Raw genomic sequence first — 19207 nt, 5'->3', positions numbered from 1 at the left:
GGACTGGACCGGGAAGACCGCTCGCGGTGCGTCCGCTGAGTGAGGCGTTGGCGATGCGGTTTGCGTGGATTGGCTCCTTCAAGGTGCGTTGACGCCATGGACATCCGGATTCTTCAGAAGGCCGCTCTTCTCCTCTCGATACCCCTGCTCGTTGCCCTGGCTGGCAACGAATCCAGCTCCGCGGACGGCGAGGAACTTGTCTCGAGCGCACAGGACTATGTGTGCGAGGACCATGGGTACGTGTCGTGCGGCCCGCAGCCACCCGAAGGTTTTTGCTGCAGTCCGGCTCGCAACGAGGTCTGCACCAACTCGTGGTGTTGTGCTCCGGGCTTTTATGGGTGTGGCCCTCGTGGAGGAGGCCATGCCTGCTGCCCGCCGGGGACCTACTGCGTCCAGGAGAGCGGGAGCTGCGTTTTCCCCGAAAACTGTCCCGAGGGCCGGGTGCCTTGCGGCACGGTGTGCTGCGGCCTCTATGAGTTGTGCGACCTGGAGAGCAACACCTGCATCCCAATGGGCGGAGGAGGGCCGACGCCGGACGGAGGCGTTGGAGACGGTGGCGTGGCTGGAGGGGGTGGGCCATTCGGTGGAGGGCCCAGTCCGTTCAATCCCGAGCCTCCCCCGTGTCCGGGAGGGAAGTGCGAGTGCAATCCCGCGATGGTGGGAGACCCGGTCCACCTCCTGGGCGGCAGCAGCATCGTTCCCGTGACGGACGTAGAGGTGCCGGGCTCGTTGGGCGCGCTCACCTTCAAGCGGTACTACACGTCCAGCACCGCCATGTGGGCGACAGGAAGCCCCCTGCAAGGCGCACCCAAGCCGTTTGGTGCGAGTCCCTTGGCCGCGAACTCGGTGGAGTGGTGGCATGAGTACCTGTCTCTGGTGCGGGTGCAGAGCGATGTCTGGTCGGTGTGGCTGCCCGCTGGCGGCGTGATTCACTTCCAGCCCTGCACGGGCACGCCCTGCACGGCCCTTCCGCACGCCACCAATAGCAGCATCCCGGAGCGAATGGTGCGCACGGCCCAGGGCTTCCTGCTCAAGGCGCAGGAGGGGGACGCCCTCGCTTTCGAGGCTCCGTTCACCCCCAGCGGTGGCCAGCAGCCCGACCGCTACTTCTTGAGCGAGGTGCGGACGCGCACGGGCGTGGTGCGCCTGCGTCTCAACTATGCGCAGCCCGCGATTGCCGCCTCCTGTCCCACGGGAGGGCCGGGAAGCGGCTCGGGAGTGCCGTACCTGTCCACCGTCGAGAGCGCGGGGCTGACGCTGGGTTTCGAGTACCGCGCGCTGTCGCCCGCCGGTGGTGGCACCGAGTGCGTCATCGACCGCGTGAATCTCGTGGCCTCCGGGCAGACTGCGCTCCTGGCGGCCCAGTATGCGTATTCATCGGATGGGGTGGCCGAGCGGCCCGGGCGTATCGCCGAGGCGCTGTGGGGGACGCGGACAGAGTCCTACAGCTATGGCAATAGCCAGTTGGTGCAGACCTCGTCGGACGGCATGCAGGTGGTGCACACGCAGTCGTTGGATGGAGGCGTCATCGCCTCTTCGGCGCCGGGAGAGAGCATCACGATTGCGGGCTATGACCAGTGGGGAAAGTGCCAGCCAGGCTCCAACTGCTGCGGTGCGGTGCCCATGCGCCGTACCGTTTCCGTGGTGAGCGCTGGCAGTGGCAACGGTCAGGATGGCGGGGCCGCGCTGGTTCGGACGCTCGAGTTCCTGGCGCCACTGAGAGGCGAAGGCGAGCCGCGGCTCTACCGCACGGAGGACAGCTGCTCGCAGAGTTTGGCCTGTTCACCGGGAACGACGCAGGTGGAGTGGGCGTGCGGGACGGAGACCTCGCCCGGGTATGAGAAGGCGCGCAAGGACAAGCGCGGCAACTGGGAGGTCTACACCTACGCCACGCCGGACGCGGGTATGCCAGCGGAGAAGGTGGCCGAGTCCAGGGGCGCAAGCTCCATGGCTGGCACCGGCGCGCTGGAGACGGAGTACTTCCAGTACACGGATGGTGCCGGGGGGACGAGGTTGCTGGCGGCCTCCGAGAAGCCGAGCACGCTGGGCGGGACGGGCGCGCGGGCGCGTACGGCGTACCAGTACGAGGCCGCCACCAACCGGATGAAGGCGACCATCCGCAGTGGCTGGACGCGCGTACGCACGGGCGTCGGGACGTGGACGACGCAGCCGCGCTTCGTCGGGACGTTCTACTTCACGGTGCGCGTCGCGTCGGGTGAGTCGCAGGTCGACCCGTTGGGCCGGATGTTGGAGGTCCATGGCCCCTGCGGGGTGGCCAGTGAGGCGGCCACGGACTGCACGGGAAGCGACTACCCGCTGACGCAGTACCACTACTGGCCGTCGACGGAGAATTCTCCGAAGCGCAACCGCCTGAAGGCCACGTATACGTACGCCACCCCGACGGCGTCGCCGCTGGTGACGACGTACGCGCAGTACGACGCATGGGGCAATGCCACGGAGGTGACGGACGCCAACGGTGTCACCACCTATTCCACCTTCGACGAGACGCGCCTCGCCTCCTCGCGTATCGGCAGCGGCGGGACGACGTACTACGGCTACGACAATGACCGGCTGGCCTGGGTGCGGCACCCGGATGGTGACTACGACGTGTCCTGCTACCGCACGGGGACGTCGGGGGCGTGCACGGGTGGGACGCTGACGGACCAGTTGCAATGGAGGGCGAAGGCTGCGGACGCCACTGCTGCCACCTGGAGCGAGCGGGTGGAGTACACGTACTGGCCGGACGGCACGGTGCGCGAGGAGCGCTACCTGAGCTCTACTTCCAGCGGACCGGAAGTCCGGCGCGTGGTCCAGTATGCGGCGGATGCGCACAAGCGGCCCGCCTGGCAGACTTGGGGGAAAGGCGCCGGGAGCTACACGCAGGTGCGTCTCTTTGACGGTGCTGACAATCTCATTGGCCTCGGGTTGCCATACAACCAGCCACCGGCATTTTGCAGTGGTGTCGGCACTTCGGGGTTGCCGTCCGCCCCCCAATGTGCCGGCTTCGCGTATGACAGGGCCAACCGCCTCGTCTCCGCGGACGCGAACTGGAACGGCGCGGCCGAGCGGAGCTGCTTCGACTACGACGTGCAGGGGAACACGACACTGGTGCGCACGGGGTGCTCCACGTCCAGTGCTTGCTCGAGCTGCACGCAACCTGCTTCGCAGTACACGTATGACGACTTTGGCCAGGTGGTGGAGGTGTCGTTGCCACAGGCGGAAGGGCCCATGCGTTACCAGTACGACGCTGCGGGCAATGTCATCCTCAAGGAGACGGAGGCCATGCGGCGGGCGGGTGAGGCCGTGGAGTACCAGTATGACGCGCTCGCTCGTCTGACGGAGGCGGCCCGCCTGTACACGCAGCCTTCTTCAGGGCGTGAGGTGCTCTACTCGCTGCGGTATGACAATTGGGGGACGGTGGATGCCAGTTGTCCCCAGCCGCTGCGCACGGCGGGACGCCTCCGTGCTCGAGTCGACTCCTTCGGCACCACCTGGTACCAGTATGACGAGGCGGGGCAAGTCTCCGGTGAAATCCGTCTTCGCACGGGTGCCACGACCTGCACCAGTGCCAGCCCGCATACGCTCTATCAATACACCGCGAATGGCGCGCTCCGGCAGGTGCGCTACCCGCGCGGACGCACGGTGACGTATGTCTACGGAACGGGCGCCACGGCGGACAGGATTGCGGCTGTCGATGTATCGCTGTTCGACGGCACTGCGTGGAGCACCACCCGGCTGGTGGGCGGTGTTGTGTGGGAGCCGTATGGAGGGCTCCGGGGCTACCAATTGGCCCATCCCACCACCGGCGGACTGAGTGGCGTGGAGTACATGCTGGGCGACAACAGCTCCGCGGCTCCCTCGTCGACAAGTGCGTGCTCCGCCACGCCTCCCTCCATGGCCTCGTCGGACGGGACGGGACGCCTTCGCTCGCTCCGCGTCACGGCGGGGGCCTTCAGCCCCGGACAGGGGGCAGGTGACATCTTCAAGCGCACCTACACGTGGACGAGAGACCAGGTGTGGGCCACGGACACGTGCATCCTCGGCGCCACCGTCTCCAAGCAGGAGTCCTTCTACTATGACGGGGCGCTTCGTCTGACGAGCGCAGGGGCGCTCAACCAGCCAGGGAACTCATATTCCTCACGGGTGTATCGCTACTCAGGCCGTGGCAATCGGACCTCGGAGGATGAGGACTCGATTCGCTCGACGACGCTGACGTATGGGGCGCCGCCGCTTGTCGACAGGTTGCTCACGCGCGTGTACTCGACGGACACGGCCGCCGCGCAGGAGTACACCTACGACGCGGATGGCCGGGTGCTGGAGAAGCGCCTGGGGCGCGTCAGCGCCACTTCGTCAATGCGGCCCTGGCTGGCTTTCAGTTATGGGCCGACGGCGGAGGTGGCCACCGACACGGTCTTCCGTGCGGCGACTGTCAATGGCCTAGCCTACAACTACTACTACGACGCCCTGGGGCGCCGTCGCGCCAAGGTGTACCCGTCCGGGGCTCGCGACGAGTACTTCTACGACACGGCGCACCTGCTGCTGAGCGACCAGGGGAACAACACCGTCGCCGGCGCTGCTGCCTACCACGTGGAGGACGACTACGTGTGGCTGGACGGGCGGCCCGTGGCCCTGGTGCGTGGACGGTTAGGCGCGGATTGGACCCGGGCCTCGGACACCTCGACGGACTGTACGCGCAATGGCGATGCGGCCGCATGCGGTGTGTATTTCCCGGTGACGGACCACATTGGCATGCCCATCGTGATGCTGGACTCCTCCCGGCGCGTCACAGGGTTTGGGGAGCATGACCCATTCGGTCAGCTCAATCGCATGTCCGTGGTCAAGGGGACGGCGCACCCGTACGCCAACAACGAGCTGACATCCGTGGGGTCCTGCCAGCAGAACGTCTACAGCAGCCAGAATCCGTCCACGAGCCTTCGGTATCGGGTCTGGTTTGGAATGGTGGACACGGAGTCCAACGGGGGTACTCCGGTGGACTCCGCGGTGGTGCGAAATTCGGCGGGGGCGACCTTGGCCGGGCCCATCGGCGGGCGACTGCTGGGGCCCCAGGTGACGCCGTGGGTGGATGCGTCCAGTTCGGGTTATGTGGGCGTCATCTTCAGTTCGAATGCGAGCAACTGCTGTCCGACGGCGACGGGGGGGCTCGACTGCAACACTGCGACGTGCTCACAGGCGCCCAGCTACCCGTACGGTGGCGTGTCCGTGCAGGCGTGTGAGTACCAGCGGTTCCAGACGGGGGCGCAGCCGTTCTGGACGCCACTGCGGTTCCCGGGCCAGTACTACGATGCAGAGACGGATTTGTTCGAGAACTGGAACCGGTACTACGACCCGAGCACGGGTCGATACCTTCAACCAGAGCCGATGATGCAATGGCCTCGCTTTGCAGCCAACCAATTGCGTCATGACTCCACAGTCGCTGCTTACAGTTACGCTTCGAATAATCCCGTTGGTAGGTACGATCCCAACGGCTTGTTGGATGTTGGGTTTGGTACTACCACATATATCGCAATCGGGAGTGCGCCCGGAGGCGGAGTCATTGTCGCCGTGGTGGTGGGGGGGGTCGTAGTAGGGACAATGGTTGTAGCAACAGTGGCTGCCGCAGAGGCAATGAATGAGCCTGGTGCGGGAACGCCTGATATTGATTCGCTTATTTGTGGCCCCGGCTCTTCGTATATGAAGTGTGAGGACTTGGAGTGGGACTTTGATTATAATTTCAAGGATGCGGATGAAGCCATGTGTCAGTTTCCAGGTGGAGAACGGAAGAAGCCAAAGGCGACGACGGACGGACCGTGCCCCGGTGTTGGACAGCATTTCAATGTCCGAGACAGTAAGGGGGATCGCTACGGCTCCATCGTTTGTTGCCCGTGTTGTCAGGGGCCGTCCTTTGAGAGACGCTGTAAAGATGTGTAGGAGGAACGAATGAGCAAGGAACTCACACGCCAGGCAGTGGAAGAATGGCGTTTTTCCATCACCACAGGGGAGGCGGTGGATAGGGCTCGATTGTTTCTTGCAGTTATTGCGTTGTTCCCTCCCCACGCTCTTCTCGAAGGTCTGAAAAATTGTCTGGAAAGGGCACTTGTACTTACTGAGATTTCCGATGCAGAAATGCGAAGGGTGAGGTTCTACCTGGATGCGGGGCCTGATGCGCTTCCACGCTGGCCGCGGCAGAGGCTCAAGAAGGAGGTGGAGGATATCCAATTGGGCGGGCCTGCTGGTCCTCATGTCTCAGAGGCGCTTTCGGAATTCGTTCTCGCGGGTCGATCAGTACTTGATGTGCCTCAATTCGTGCTCATGGTGTGGGTCTCATTCCATGAGTGTGTGGCTGCCTGGGTTGAAGCCGACGATGCGGAGCGAAACCCGGGTGAGTGGCATCGAGAGGATGCGGAGCGCGAGAATTGGTCATCGGAAAGAGAGGGAACCTCTGCCGAAGCTACGCGACTGGCCATGGCGCGTGCAGTCGCGCGACGTATTTCTGATCCGCAGCGGCGGTCGCAATATCAGAAGGCTTGGCTGGTTGTTGCTGACGAACTGCTGCGCCTCAGTAGTTGAGTCCGGAAGGACGTCGTCAGTCTTGGGGGCGAACCGGACGCGCCTGACCAACGATGTAGCTCAACACCCTCGGTCTCGATTCGTTGCCTGTTCACTGGGTCTCAGCTGCCGCGCGGGAATGCCCGCCACCACCGCTCCGGGCGCCACGTCGGACATCACCAGCGCGTTCGCCCCAATCACCGCCCCGTCTCCCACCGTGACGGGGCCGAGAATCTGCGCGCCCACACCGACGAACACATTGCGACCGATGCGCGGCACACCGGCCATTCCGGGCCTCGGTTCCACGCTGACGTTCTGTGAAAGGAAACTGCCCTCTCCAATCTCAACCCCGGGCGCCACCACCACGCCCATGCCGCCGTAGCCCAGTTCCACGCTGACGTGCAGCCGTGCCTCCAGGTCCACGTGACACTGGTGCATGCGCGTGCCCACCGCCGCCACCACTTCCGGCAGCACCGGCACTCCCCACGTCTTCAACCGCTTCGCGGCCCAATAGAAGGTCAGCGCCGTCGGACCCATTTCTTCACCATTCTCCGGGCCACGGGGGCCCAGCGGAACTTCGCCCGGTACAGCGCCCGGCCTCGCAAGGAATTGCGGTAGATGAACAGCCAGTGATGCGGACGCACCGTGTCCGTCCACTCGCGCTTGAAGGGCGCGTCGTCGCCCAACAAATCCAGCTCCATCACTTCACGGCCGATGCAGTCCTGGATGAGCCCCTCCGTCAGCAATTGCCCGGGGCTCACCTCCGCGAACCGCTCGTCGTAGCCCGGCTTCATGGCCAGGTAGCGGCCGCCGTACTCCAGCCCGTACTGGAACGCGATGGCCTGGGTTCCCAGCCGCAGGTAGTACAGCCCCAGCCAGCCGGCCTTCGCCGCCACGCCCGCCAGGTCCGAGTAGAAAGCCATCCGCTTCTGGCTCTGCGCAATCGCCGTCCCGCGCCGCGCCTTCCAGCCGCTGCGCTCCAGCGCGAAGCCTTCCGCGAGCCGCTCCGCCAGCCGCTCTCCGCCCGTCACCCGCTCCAGCGTCACCCGGCCGCGCTCCTCCAGCCGTCGCCTCCGACGCCGCAGCGGCTTGGACCTCCGTCCGCGCTCCTCCTGCCACGCGTCCACTGAGTCCGGCAGCAGCGCGTACGGCGAGCGCGCGCTCTCCCATGTCCCGCAGGGCATCCCCACCCGGCGCGCCGCATCGAGCACCGCGAAGGCCGCGCCGCCCTCCGGCACGTCCGCCAGCCGCAGCACGTCCCAGCTCGGGTCCTTCATCAGGTGCGCGAGGAACGCCGTGCCCGCCCGGCGCGGGTCCTCCGCGAGCAAATCGAAGCGGCACGAGTGCTTGTTCGTCAGCGACAGCAACTGCCGCACCGGCATGCCGTACTGACGCCCGTGCTGGGCCCGCAGCGGTAGCACCGCCACCAGCCGGCCCTCCGCGTCGCGCCCCGTCAGGATGCGCAAGCGGCCCTCCGGCGCGAAGTGGCGCAGCCAGCAGCGGAGGAACTCGTGACGGTAGAAGACCTGGTCGTCCGTGCGCACCACCAGGTCGTTCCACTCCTCCTCCAGCGCGTCGAACGCGGCGAGGTCCTTCACCTCGTTCACGTGCAGGGCCCGGCGCGCGTAGAACAGCGCGCGCTTCCGGGCCCCCGGCGTCGTCTCGTTGTGCCCCGGTGCTCCTGCTCCGGCTCCGGCGCGTTTGCCCGGTGGCACTCGCGCGATGCCGGGAGCATCCGGGGTGGGAAGCTCCTCCATCGAATCCCCTCCTCGGGTGGTCACGACGCCGCTAGCTCGCCGGGTCGCCCGCGTCGTCCACCGGCGCACGTGTCACTTGCGTCTCCTGGGTCGCGGGCTCCCGCTCGTCGTGAGGCTTTGCGTGGCCCCCCTCCAACGGGGACCTGGGCGCCGCCACCACCGGATTGTTCGCGCCGGGCGCGGGCCGGGGCACCGGCACCGCCACGTCGTCGCGCTTCGCCTCCAATGCCTCCTCGAACACCTCTCGCAGCGGCTGCGCGGCCACCGGCTCCGCCACCTCGGGCCGCGTTGGCGCCGGCGCCGGGAGAGCAGGGGCCTCTTCTGTCTTCGCCCCGCCGAAGCCCGCGAACAGCCAGCCGCCCTTCTGCCGCTCGTAAAGTCTGCGCGTCTCCAGCGCCGCCCTCGCGTGCGACACGCGGCCCGCCACCAGGTCCTCCAGCAGCAATTCACTGAGCCGACGCCGCTGCACGCTGTCCAGGTAGTCGAACACCTTCTCCACCTTGCGCGTGACGGACTGCATGAAGGTCGAAGTCCCCGTGTGCTTCAGCGCGGCCAGCTTCGCCTCGTGCGTGGCCCGCGCCTTCTCGGCGAGTCTCCGCAGCCGCTCGGCCTCCTCGGGAGTCTGGGCACTCAGGGCCAGCCGCGGTAGCGCCACCCGGGCCAGTCCGGAGTCCACCAGTCCGGAGTCCGCGAACGTCTCCAGCGACTCCAGGGCACGCCGCCGCGCCTCCGCCGAGCTCTTCCCCAGGGCCTCCAGCGCCGCGCCCACCCTGTCCAGCGCCATCCACCGGTACACCCAGTCCAGGCCCGTGCCCTTGATGTTCTGCGCGCCCATGATGCTCACGCTCAGCCCCGGCGGGACGGCCCGTGCGCATGCGTCGATGACCTGGTCGCCCGTCGCTCCCGCGTCATCCACCGGGACGATTTGCTCCAGGAACAAGTCGCGGTGCGCGTCGCGGAACTTCCGGTGGAATGCCGCCACCTCGCTCGCGTCCACGCCCGCCCGGGGCAGTGCGTGCCGCAGCCTCGCGTGCACCACCAGCCGTGCCAGCGTGTAGAGCGCGTGCTCGCACACCTCGTCCCTCGTCGCGGGTGTGAGCACCTCCGGCAGCGAGGCATCCTCGCGCACCGGCGTCTCGTGCAGCGCCGCCTCCAGTAGCGGGCCCACCTCGCGCTCGAGCTTCGAGCGCACCTTGCCCACCGCCACGTGCTCGTCCGCCGTGCCCAGCGCGGACTCCACCGCGGCCGCCAACTCCGGCGTGCGCACGGCGGTGAGTCCCGCTCCCGCGGCGTACAGCTTCAGGCGCTCGAAGAAGGCCTGGAACGTGGGGCGCGGAATCTTCAGCCGCGCCATCTCGCGCGTCAGGCGGGCCTCGGGGCGGCTCGTGTCCGCTCCGTCGACGAGGTCCTCCGCCGCGACGACTTCCGTGCGCTGGAGATAGCGCTCCAGCGCGTCACGCACGTACTTCTGGAGGCCCTCCAGGTTGGTGCCGATGAGGACGTGCCGGTCCGCCGCCGCGTCCTCCACCATGATGCGGGCGAAGACTTCCGAGCGCGACACGCGGTCCCACCGGTTGTTGATGACGGTGATGACGGCGCGGTCCGGCTGCGTCTCCGGCTCCACCGCGTCCAGCCCGGTGCGGACCCAGTTGTTGAGGAAACCCGTGCGCTCGTTGGCCGAGTGGCCGTTGATGAAGGTCAGCTTCCGGCCGCGCACCTTCGCGGTGGGGAACACCTTGAGCACGCCAATCTCCGGCTGGACGTGCTCGGCCATGAGGGCCAGCGCGTACGAGCGCGGGACGCCGAGCTGCTCTCCCAGCGTGGCCACCAGGGCCATGTTGCGCGGGTGCTCGCGGTAGGGGAACAGCGCGAGCAGTTCCTCCGGAATCAGCTCCGCCTCCCACCACGCGCTGTGGTGCAGCGCCGTGCCGCCGTCCTTCGCGGCCCGCTGGAAGAGGGGCAGGAAGTGGTCCTCCGTCGTCACCACCCGGCCGCCCTTCGGCATGAACTTCGTGATGACGGTCGCCACGTCCATACCGGCCGGGCCCTGGATGTCCTCGTGGTCCGGGTACGCGTTGGTCAGCGTGGCCACGTCGTCCTTCATCCAGTCGTTCTGCAGCAACTCAACGAAGTTGGGCTGCAGCGCCATGCACTCCCAGAGGAAGACCTCGGTGCCCAGGCGCGCGCCCAGCTCCACCATGTCCTTCTGCTCCCAGATGGTGGCCTTGTCGTAGGGGCGGAAGATGAAGAACTCCGTCGGCGCTCCGCCCGGCGCGGAGTGCACGAACATCGCCTCCGAGCCCGTCGTCTTCGCGAAGACGTCGAAGCCCAGGCCGGTGAAGAGGGCCGCCTTCAGGCGCTCGGTGCCGGACTTGCCGCGTGTGCCCCAGCCGCCGATGCACAGCGGCACCTGCGCGCGTGCCTTCCGCACCCGCTGCCGCTTCACGTACGTCTCGCCCAGGAACACCGTGAAGAGCGCCGCCGTGAAGATGCCGAGCGCGGCGATGCCGTTGCCGCCGTTGGTGAGGAAATAGCCCTCGCTCTCCATGATGCGCTCGGTGAGCAGCGCGAAGAGGCCGCTCTCCAGGCCCATCAGCGCGGGCGAGTGCAGGCGTGGGCCCTGGCGTGCATCCGGGTCTCCGAAGAGCGTGGACAGCGGGCCGGGCACGGAGGCCTGCTCCTCGTACGGCGTGAAGTGCACCAGCACGCCGAGGTCCTTCTCCACGTGCTCGATGAAGCGGCGGCGCTCGCGCGGCTCCTCGCCTTGAAGCGAGGTGAGTCGCAGCGCCGAGAGCTGGCGGTACTCGCGCGTGATTCGCAGCCGGTTGCGCAGCCGCCGCGCCAGCGAGGGCGGAGGCACCAGCACCGTGGTGCCGTGGCTGCTGAACAGGTGCACCTTGCCGTTGGCCTTGAGTGGCAGGTCCAGCAGGTCATCCACGGTGGGCAGATGACGGCCCCATCCGCCCTGGCTCGCGACGTGGACGCGCTCGCCGGGGACCACCGTCTCGGTGATTTCGTCGAGGTGTCCCGGGTGCGCTCGCAGCGTGCCCGGCATCGTCCGGCCGATGGTGTGCTGGAAGGCCTGGCGCTTGTTGGGCGAGGGCGTGCGCAGCTCGTGGAGGATGCGCCACAGCCGGCGCTTCTGCCGGTCCCCCTGCCACAGCGTCAGCGTGCGCTCGGAGCGCTCCGCGTAGAGGCCGTACCCGTCACGAGAGAGGTCCGCGAGGATGGCGCCCAGCCACGCGGGCTCCTCGGGCAGTGGCGGCAGTCCGTCCGGCAGCGGCTCCAACGTCACCTTGGTGCGGCCGCCGGGGCGCAGCTTCTCCACGCGTTGAGCCAGGTAGCGCGTCCACGCGACGCGCGCCGGGTCCGCGGTGCGGCGCAGTACCTGCTCGGCGTTGGCGGCGGTCTCCAGCACGAGGCCCGCCGTGTCCGGGCGCAGCCGCAGCGCGGCCACCGCATCCGTCAGTCTTGTATGCGCCTCTCCGAGGCTCGGACCGAGCGCCTCCGCCAATTCGGCGGACTGCTCGCATGCCACGCGCAGCACCAGGGCGTCGGTGTCCTCGCGCAGCACGTCCACCAGCAGGGCGAGCGTGGCGGCCTGCACCGGCGCTTCCCGACGCACGGCCTCCACGGCCGCGAGCACCGCGGCGGTGCGTACGCGCGGCGTCTGCGTGGCACCATCCAGTCCGGCGAGCTGCCGCAACAGGAACTGGCCTTCCACGCGCGGCGCCACGAGGCCGCACAGGCCCATGCGGACGAACTCGCTCGGGTCGTGCGCGGCGACCTCGGTCAGCAGTGGCAGCAGGTGTTCGGCGGGGAGCAGCGGTGTCGCGAGCTCCAGCGCTTGCCGCCGGAAGAGGAAGTCCTTCGCGGAAGGGTAGGGGCCGCGCAGCCGCTGGCGCAGTAGTGCGAGCCCCGCCAGCGGGTCTGTCACCAGCAGCGCGCGCAGGGCCTCCGCCTGGAAGAAGGGGCTCGCTTCCTCCTGGCCCACGAGGCTCGAAAGCGTGGCGCCGGCCTCCGTCAGCGAGGCCACCGACGCGGGCTCCTGACGCGCCAACGCGTGGAAGCACTCCAGCGCGGCCAGGCGGTTCTGCGCGCGGGGGGCGCCCACTGCGCGCTCCAGCAATTCGCTCGCGAGGGACTGCAACTCATCCGCGTGCGTGCGGCGCGTCTCGTCATCCAGCCGGCTCAATACTCCCGCGAGACAACGCAGCGCCGTCTCTTCTTCCTGAAGGAGTTGGTGCCGCTTGCGCTCCAGTCGCTCTCGCAGCGCGTCCAGGCCCATCCAGCGGTCCAGCGCGCGTAGATCCTCTCGGCGCTCCTTGCGGTCCTTCACCGTCTGGGTGATGTGCTCGACGAGGACCCGGCGGCGCGCGTCCCCTCCCACGGCTTCGTTGTAGCGGTGGGTGAGGGCGTCGGACTCGGCCTCCACCACGGCCACCTCGGAGACGAGGGTCTGCACGGCCTCGCGCAGCCAGAGCGCATGTCCATCTCCGCCGTCGTGTGGGCGCGGGCAGGACTCCCGGAGTCGGTGGGCGAGACGGGCCACGGCGGCGCGGCGGATGCGCCGGTGCAACGGTGGGAGGGCCTCCAGCAGCAGCTCTTCCAGCGGATCAGACGACGGGCTCATGTCGGGGGCAGAGCTATGCACTGCCCCCGAACGGTGCTCCCGGAGGGCACCACCGCGTTGGGACGAGGACACTTCAGTCGAGCGAACGTCCTGCATCGAGCAGCTCCTCGAACTCCTCCTCGGGAGGAGTGATGTCCCGCAGGCCACGGCCGCCCATCCAGTCCCAGCGCGCCCCCACGGAGAACACGTTCTGCAACCCGAAGGGGTCTGACAGCAGCGCCCGGTCCTCCGCGAAGAGCATCAGCCGGCTGCCGTTCCCCACCCACACGTTCCAATCCAACCTGCCCGCCAATCGGTGCCGCAGATACGCCTGCGAGCGGTGCTCGTCCTGCATTCGCCGGGTCAGCTCGTAGCCCAGCTCCGCGCGCGTGCCGCGCAGCGGTCCGCCCAGCAGGGCCGCCCACCTCGCGCCGCCGCCCGCGTGGTCCAGCGTGCCCAGGTCCGCGTTGGTGGTGGCGAACGTCCCCACCGTGCCCACGTGGTCCTGGAAGGGCTGCCAGCGCAGCGTCAGCCTCGGCTGCAGTCGCTTCGGGTGGTCCTCGCCGTAGCGCCAGAAGACGCTCTGGTCATACCGGTCCGGGTCCACCGCCGAGCCGCCGTGCGACGTCTCCACCGCGAGCCCCAGGGCGGGCACCAGCCCCAGGTCCGGGCTCAACCGCACCCACCGGTCCACCGAGGCCCATCCGCGCGCGCTCCAGCGCAGCGTGTCCTCCACCGACTGCGTGAAGAAGGAGCCATGCAGGTTGAGGCGCAGGCTGAGCGGCAGCTTCGTTATGTAGAGGCCAGTGCGAGCGCCGAACACCGTGGGCTGGTCCACCGGGTAGCGCGCCTCCGGCTCGATGCGCAGCCACGCGCGGTCCTCCACCAACTCGCGGCGCAGGCCCACGCGCACATCCAGGCCCGAGCGTAGCGGGCGCTCCACCAATTCGCCCTCTTCGACTTCCTCGCGGCGGAAGGCCACCTCGGCCGAAATCATTCCCGGGCCGCGCGGCTGCTGCGTGGGCGGCACGCCCTCCGGCAGCAGCGACAGGCGCGGCGGCAGCGCGGGCCACGGCAGTGGCTCGAGGCCGGAGGACGCCTGCTCCCACCAGCGCCCCTGCGCCGCGTCCGGCGGCTCCGCCACGCCCAGGTCCACGCGCACCAACGCCTCGCCCTCGGGCGACTCCAGACGCACCTGGTGCGGGCCCTTGCCGGGCAACAGCAGCCACGTCTCACCCGCGCGACCCACCGGGACGGAGAGGCCCTTCACCGTCGGGTCCGCGTCCTCCGGCAGGCCCAGGCGCACCGTTGGGCCGTCCTCCGAACCCTGCGCGCCCGCGCCTCCCGTGCCTTCGCCCGAGGGCACCACCACGCTGGAGAGCAGCACGTGGCGCCCCGCATGTGGCGACACGGCGCGCGCCTGGATGCGCAGCGCGCCCGGCCCGAGCACCGTCATCACCACCGGCGTGCCCGGCTTGCTGCGCAGCAGCGTCAGCGGCTGCTGCGAGGACAGCGGCGCGGCCTGTCCGCCCGAGACGGACGGGTCCACGAAGCGCACAAGGCCGAGCGCCGGCGCCGTGTTGCGCCCGTGCAGCACCTCCACCTGGTGCCGGCCTCGCGCGCCCAGCACGAAGGTCAGCAGCGCTGTCTTCCCGTCCTCCACCTGCTGCTCCATGACGGTGCGGCCGTCCACGCGCAGCGCGAAGGTGCACGGCGGTCTGGGGCCGTCCGCGCCCACGCGAGGCGTGGAGCCGCACAACACCTGCGCACCCACCGGCCTCGGCTCGCGCACGTCCAGGCTCAGCACGCGCGAGCGGCCCGAGGGCAGCAGCCGGCCCTGCTCCAGCGGCCACGGCGGCGCCAGCAGCGCCTTGCGCACCGTGTCCGCGGTGCCCGGCTCCTCCGGGTCACCGTCTGCGAGTGCGTCCAGCAGGCCCGCCGCCTGCTCCGCGTCGCGCAGCCGCTCCCAATGCGTCCATCGGCCCGCCAGCGCGCGCATGTGCCGCACGCGTGGATGGTCCGCCCAGCCTTCCAACTGCGCGGCAAGCGCGGCGCCCAGCGGGGCACCACCCTCGCTCCAGGACTTCGGCGAGGACTCCAGCCGCTCCAGCAGCCCCAGGGCTTCCAAGCCCACCTGCGGGAGGTTGGTCTCACGGTACAGCGCGACGAGCGCGAGCGCCGCCGCCTCATCCTGGCCGGAAGCCGCGAGCCAGCGCGCACGGAGGTAGCGCTTCGCCACCGTGCCCGTGCCCTCGGAGCTCAGCGCCTCCAGCGCGCGCTTCGTGCCCACCTCGCGCGCCTTCGCCACTCGCGCCGCGAGGTCCTCCTGCTCCGCGCCCGGGAGCACGGAGTACGCGGGGGACACCATCGTGGGCGCGTGGATGGCCTGGCTGAAGCGCACGCCCTCACGTGCGTCGTCCTGCAGGCGGCCCAGCAACGCGAGCAGCCGCCGCGACTGTTCCGGCGACAGCTTGCGCTGGTCCTTCAGCAGCGGCACCAGGTCCGCGCGGGCGTAGACGTCCTCCTGGAGCGAAAGCAGCAACTCCGCGCGAGCCAGCCGCGGCTCCGCTTCCTCCGGCGCCTCGCGCAGCCGTCGTGACAGCGTGAGCAGCGTGTCCATCGCCGAGGTCCCCGCGAGCGTCACGGCCGGCGCCACCGCGTCCAGCGAGCCCGTCGCGCCCCGGCGCACCGACAGCGAGGCGACGAGCGGCGGGGTGTTGCCCTCCACCTCGAACCACACCTCGCGCGCCAGCGGCGGCAGCACCACCACCGCGGACACCGGCGTGCTGGACGTGCCCTCCGCGCCTTCGAGCGCGTGGTGCCGCGAGTTGGAGCGGCCCGGCATCAACACCAACTTCTGGGGCCGGCCCACGTCCGTGTGCAGACGCAGCGTCACCGGCCTCGAGATGTCCCCGAGCCCGCGAAGCTGGAGCCGCACCGGCGTGGGAAGCTTCGCGTCCGGCACGCGGAAGCGCACTGCCTTCTTGTCCGCGCGCACCGGCCACTGCGTGCGGATGTAGCCGACCTCCGCCACCGTGGCCGGCGTCTCGGCGGGCGGCAGCGAGAGGTATGCGCTCGCATCGGCTCCGCCCTCAAGGCGCACGGCATGCTCGCCGGGCGGCAGCGCAATCTCCACGGGCTCCACGGTGGACAGCGGCAGTAGCGGGAAGGCCTGCTCGCCCACGCGCAGCACCATCGGCTTCGCCGTGCGGGACGATGAGACGATGTACGCGCGCAGCAGCGTCGGCGCTTCGGCGGGGCCGGTGGCATGGACGTGGGCGGTAGCGCCCGGCGTCAGTGGCCAGAGGGCACCGTTCGAGGGCGTGCCCTCGTCGTCATCGTGGGCCTGCACGTCCAGCCAGCGCGTGGGCAGCAGTGCCGGCGCGTTCTCCTCCGGCGTGGGCATGACGCGCGACCAGCGGCTCGCGCGCCACCACGCGGAGCGGTAGCGGCGGCGAATCTCGTCGGAGAGCGGCTCGGCGCGCCAGGCCAGCTCCAGCGCAGCCAGCTCGCGGCTGCGCAGTGGGTCTCCCAGGGGGAGTCGTGCCACCAGCGCGGCGGCCTCGGCGGCGAGCCAGCCCGGCTCCGGGAAGGACGGCGCGGTGCCGAGCAGCGCGTGCGCCTCGTCCGTCTGACGCATGTCCAGCAGCATCCGCGCCGCGCGCAGGCGCAGGTGCCAGGCCAGCGGCGTGGGGGCCGCCTTGCCTTCCAGCGCGCGGAGGGCTTCCACCGCCTCCGGCACCCGGTCGCCACTCGCCTCGTCCAGCGCCACCAGCGCGCGGAGGAGGGGAGACAGGTCCTTCACGTCGTCGACAGCGGTGATGCTCGAATCGCCGGAGGCCAGCTCCGGCGCGAGCACGACGAGCTGACGGCGCAGCAGCGCGGCGCGCGGAGACGCATCCGCCTTCACCGCGTCCCACGCCTTGCGCGCGTGGTCCACCCAGGTGGACTCGTTCGCCAGCGCCTCGCCCAGCTTCGGCCGGCGGGACACCACGCGGGCGCGCAGCAGCACGTGGCTGCTGTCCCAGTGCACGCGGTAGGCGTGCTTCCCCGGACGCAGTGCGACGCGTACCTCGTTCTCGGTGCCCACGCGCTCTCCCGAGGGCAGCAGGCGCGGACGGCGGTCCTCGGGCAGCGCCACGTCGGACGCGCCCTCCACCCAGGCCGGCTCCGGTGCCACGTCGGCGAGCGCCAGCGTCGCGCCCTCGCTGCGCACCTCCACCGCGATGGGCGGCGTCTGCGTGCCTTGCAGCACCGGGCGTACCTCCAGCACGAGCACGCCGGGGCCTTCCAGCTCCACGGCCCAGCTCCCGGTGCCCTCCGCGGGACGCACCCAGGGCGCGTTCATTCCCTCCAGCGACACCTCCGCGCCGGGCGGGCGGGGCCAGGAGACGCGCAGGCTCGAGCCGCGCAGCGGCGATACCTGGGTCCACTCGCGCAGCGCCGCGGCCTTGCGCCAGTCTCGCAGGGCGGTGCGCAGGGGCGCGTCGTCCGGCACGCCTTCCGCGAGGGTGGCCTCCAGCTCCGCGTCCAAGTCCAACCGCGTGCGCAGTGAAGCCTGGAATGGCAGCGGCGGGCGCGGGCCCTGGCCGTCCACCCAGCGCAGCAGCGCCTCGCGCATGGCCTCGTCGGTGTGCGTCGTCTCGTAGGGCTGAGGGCGCTCCACCCAGATGCGGCCGGGCTTCGTGGCCGTCACCACCCAGATGCTTCCCGGGCCCATCGGCTCGGCGAGGTACCAGCGGCCGGGCTTCTCCGGCACGCCTTCCTCCTCCAGTCTCAAGTGAGGGCCCTGCGCTTCCGTCGCCACGGGCACGCGCACGAAGCGCAGCGTGCCGGGCGTGCCCGTGACGCGCGCCACGTCCAGCGGACCGAGCCACAGCGCGGCGCCACGCTCGGGCCCCACCTGCACGGCGCCCGTCACCTGGGGCACGCCGTCCGGCACATACGGCGCGGCGGCGCGCACGTCGACGGGGGGAACGGGAGCGCGCACCGGGCGCACCTCCCAGCTCAGCCCCTCGACGGAGCGGAGCGTCTCCGACGGAGCTGCGGCGAGCACGGCCATGGGCAGCATGGCGAGCAGGACTGCCAGCGAGACGAGTCGTGTGCGGCGTCGAAGCGGAGACATCGGCGCTCAGTCCTCCAAGGGTGCGAACAACACCTGGCCCAGCTTCACCAGCCGCTCTCCGGAGGAGAGTGACCTGCGCGCCTGGGCCGACAACTCGAGGTGGAGGAAGTGCGCGCATTCGTACGCCTGCAGCAGCCGACCCTGGGCGTTCTGCGTCCCGCCCAGCACCTGCGCCCCTTCCGGGTACAGGCGCACTCCCTCGCCCCACAACTTCACCAGTCGCTTCGTCACCAGGCGCGTCCACGTCGTGGGCTCGCGCGTGCCGGAGCTGACCACTGCAACCAATGACTTCTCCCGGCGCCTGGCGTCCGTCATCGCGGCGCCGAAGCCGTGGAGCTGCACCACGCGCGGCGCGGCCAGCGTGCGGGCCACTTCATTCGTCACCTCCTGGAAGAGGTGGTCCGGGTTGTGCGCGACGTCGGCCGGATGCTCCGGGTCCTCGGGCGTCTCTCCCGGGTTGCCGTGGTAGCGGTGCGTGGTGGCCGTCATGAAGACGCGGGGACGCAGCGCCCTGGGCGCGCAGGAGAAGAGGCCCACGCCGATGCCCTCGGTGCCCTTGTCGAACCACGGGTGCGGCACCTGCACGACGTCGTCCGTCGCGGGCCCGGTGCGGATGACGTAGGCGCCCGCGCCGCGAAGGCGCTCGGGCTTCTCGCGCAGCACCCAGAAGGTGTCCTGCTTCCCCTGCCAGACCTCCAGGCGGAAGCCCACGGAGGAGGCGAGCTTCTCCGCTCCGGCGGGCGGAGCCGCCTTCTCCGGCGCGGCCTTCAGGAGCGCGGGAATCAGCTTCGCGAAGGCGGCCCGCTCCTCCAGCGTGGTGGGGTGGAACTTCACGGCGGACAACTTCGGCCACAGCCCGGCGAAGCGCGCGTCGGGGATGCAGCCCTTCGTCGCGCGGACCGGACTGGTGGAGTCATCCGCTTCGTTCGCGGAGGTTTCAGCGACGTCCGCGTCGGACTCCGCGCCGTCGGCTTCTTCATCCTGGCCCGTCGTGCCGCGCACGGGCTCCTCGCGTCGGGTTCGCGTCTGCGAGCCCTCCGGCAGCGGTTGCGTGCGCGATGCGCCGGGCGAGGCTTGCGGCGCGGAGGGCTGAGCAGGCTCGGACATGGACGTGGGCACAGCGCGGGAAGCGGGCCTGTCGACGGGCTCGGATGCGAGGGCGAGCGG

At 69.8% G+C, this 19207-nt stretch carries 7 protein-coding genes; 2 read left to right on the top strand and 5 right to left on the bottom strand.

Annotated elements, in window-relative coordinates; all coding sequences use genetic code 11:
• The first annotated feature begins 831 nt into the window (after nucleotides 1-831).
• Entirely contained in the window at nucleotides 832-5928 is a 5097-nt protein-coding gene (locus ACVTJA_RS40605; RefSeq protein WP_465828568.1) for an RHS repeat-associated core domain-containing protein, read from the top strand.
• Nucleotides 5929-5937: 9 nt separating this feature from the next.
• The gene (locus tag ACVTJA_RS40600; protein WP_465828566.1) at nucleotides 5938-6567 is read left to right on the top strand and encodes a hypothetical protein; all 630 of its coding nucleotides are present in this window, start codon (nucleotides 5938-5940) and stop codon (nucleotides 6565-6567) included.
• A gap of 60 nt (nucleotides 6568-6627) precedes the next feature.
• Here ACVTJA_RS40600 and ACVTJA_RS40595 read toward each other — a convergent pair whose 3' ends face one another.
• The 5 genes from ACVTJA_RS40595 to ACVTJA_RS40575 all read right to left on the bottom strand — a co-directional run bounded on the left by ACVTJA_RS40595 (nucleotide 6628) and on the right by ACVTJA_RS40575 (nucleotide 19147).
• Nucleotides 6628-7083, bottom strand: coding sequence for a serine O-acetyltransferase (locus ACVTJA_RS40595; protein WP_465828564.1), 456 nt, complete (start codon nucleotides 7081-7083; stop codon nucleotides 6628-6630).
• A complete protein-coding gene (locus ACVTJA_RS40590; RefSeq protein ID WP_465828562.1) occupies nucleotides 7065-8303 on the bottom strand; it encodes a GNAT family N-acetyltransferase in 1239 nt (412 codons plus the stop codon). Before ACVTJA_RS40590 ends, ACVTJA_RS40595 begins: the two co-directional genes overlap by 19 nt.
• Nucleotides 8304-8334: 31 nt before the next feature.
• Nucleotides 8335-12936 (bottom strand): hypothetical protein, encoded by a 4602-nt coding sequence (locus ACVTJA_RS40585; RefSeq protein WP_465828560.1) that lies wholly within the window; start codon nucleotides 12934-12936, stop codon nucleotides 8335-8337.
• A 73-nt stretch (nucleotides 12937-13009) separates the two neighbouring features.
• Nucleotides 13010-18040: a hypothetical protein gene (locus tag ACVTJA_RS40580; protein WP_465828559.1), complete on the bottom strand. Its 5031-nt coding sequence runs from the start codon at nucleotides 18038-18040 to the stop codon at nucleotides 13010-13012.
• 6 nt (nucleotides 18041-18046) lie between these two features.
• Nucleotides 18047-19147, bottom strand: coding sequence for a hypothetical protein (locus ACVTJA_RS40575; protein ID WP_465828558.1), 1101 nt, complete (start codon nucleotides 19145-19147; stop codon nucleotides 18047-18049).
• Between the last annotated feature and the right edge of the window lie 60 nt (nucleotides 19148-19207).

The organism is Pyxidicoccus sp. M6, from assembly GCF_055568925.1.
Note: the sequence above shows the minus strand (reverse complement) of the source record. Positions and strands in the feature narration are given on the sequence as shown.

Excerpts from the sequence above, each read along its gene's own strand:
- ACVTJA_RS40600 (WP_465828566.1), top strand. The coding sequence starts at position 5,938 with ATGAGCAAGGAACTCACACGCCAGGCAGTGGAAGAATGGCGTTTTTCC.
- ACVTJA_RS40595 (WP_465828564.1), bottom strand. The coding sequence starts at position 7,083 with ATGGGTCCGACGGCGCTGACCTTCTATTGGGCCGCGAAGCGGTTGAAG.
- ACVTJA_RS40590 (WP_465828562.1), bottom strand. The coding sequence starts at position 8,303 with ATGGAGGAGCTTCCCACCCCGGATGCTCCCGGCATCGCGCGAGTGCCA.
- ACVTJA_RS40585 (WP_465828560.1), bottom strand. The coding sequence starts at position 12,936 with ATGAGCCCGTCGTCTGATCCGCTGGAAGAGCTGCTGCTGGAGGCCCTC.
- ACVTJA_RS40580 (WP_465828559.1), bottom strand. The coding sequence starts at position 18,040 with ATGTCTCCGCTTCGACGCCGCACACGACTCGTCTCGCTGGCAGTCCTG.
- ACVTJA_RS40575 (WP_465828558.1), bottom strand. The coding sequence starts at position 19,147 with ATGTCCGAGCCTGCTCAGCCCTCCGCGCCGCAAGCCTCGCCCGGCGCA.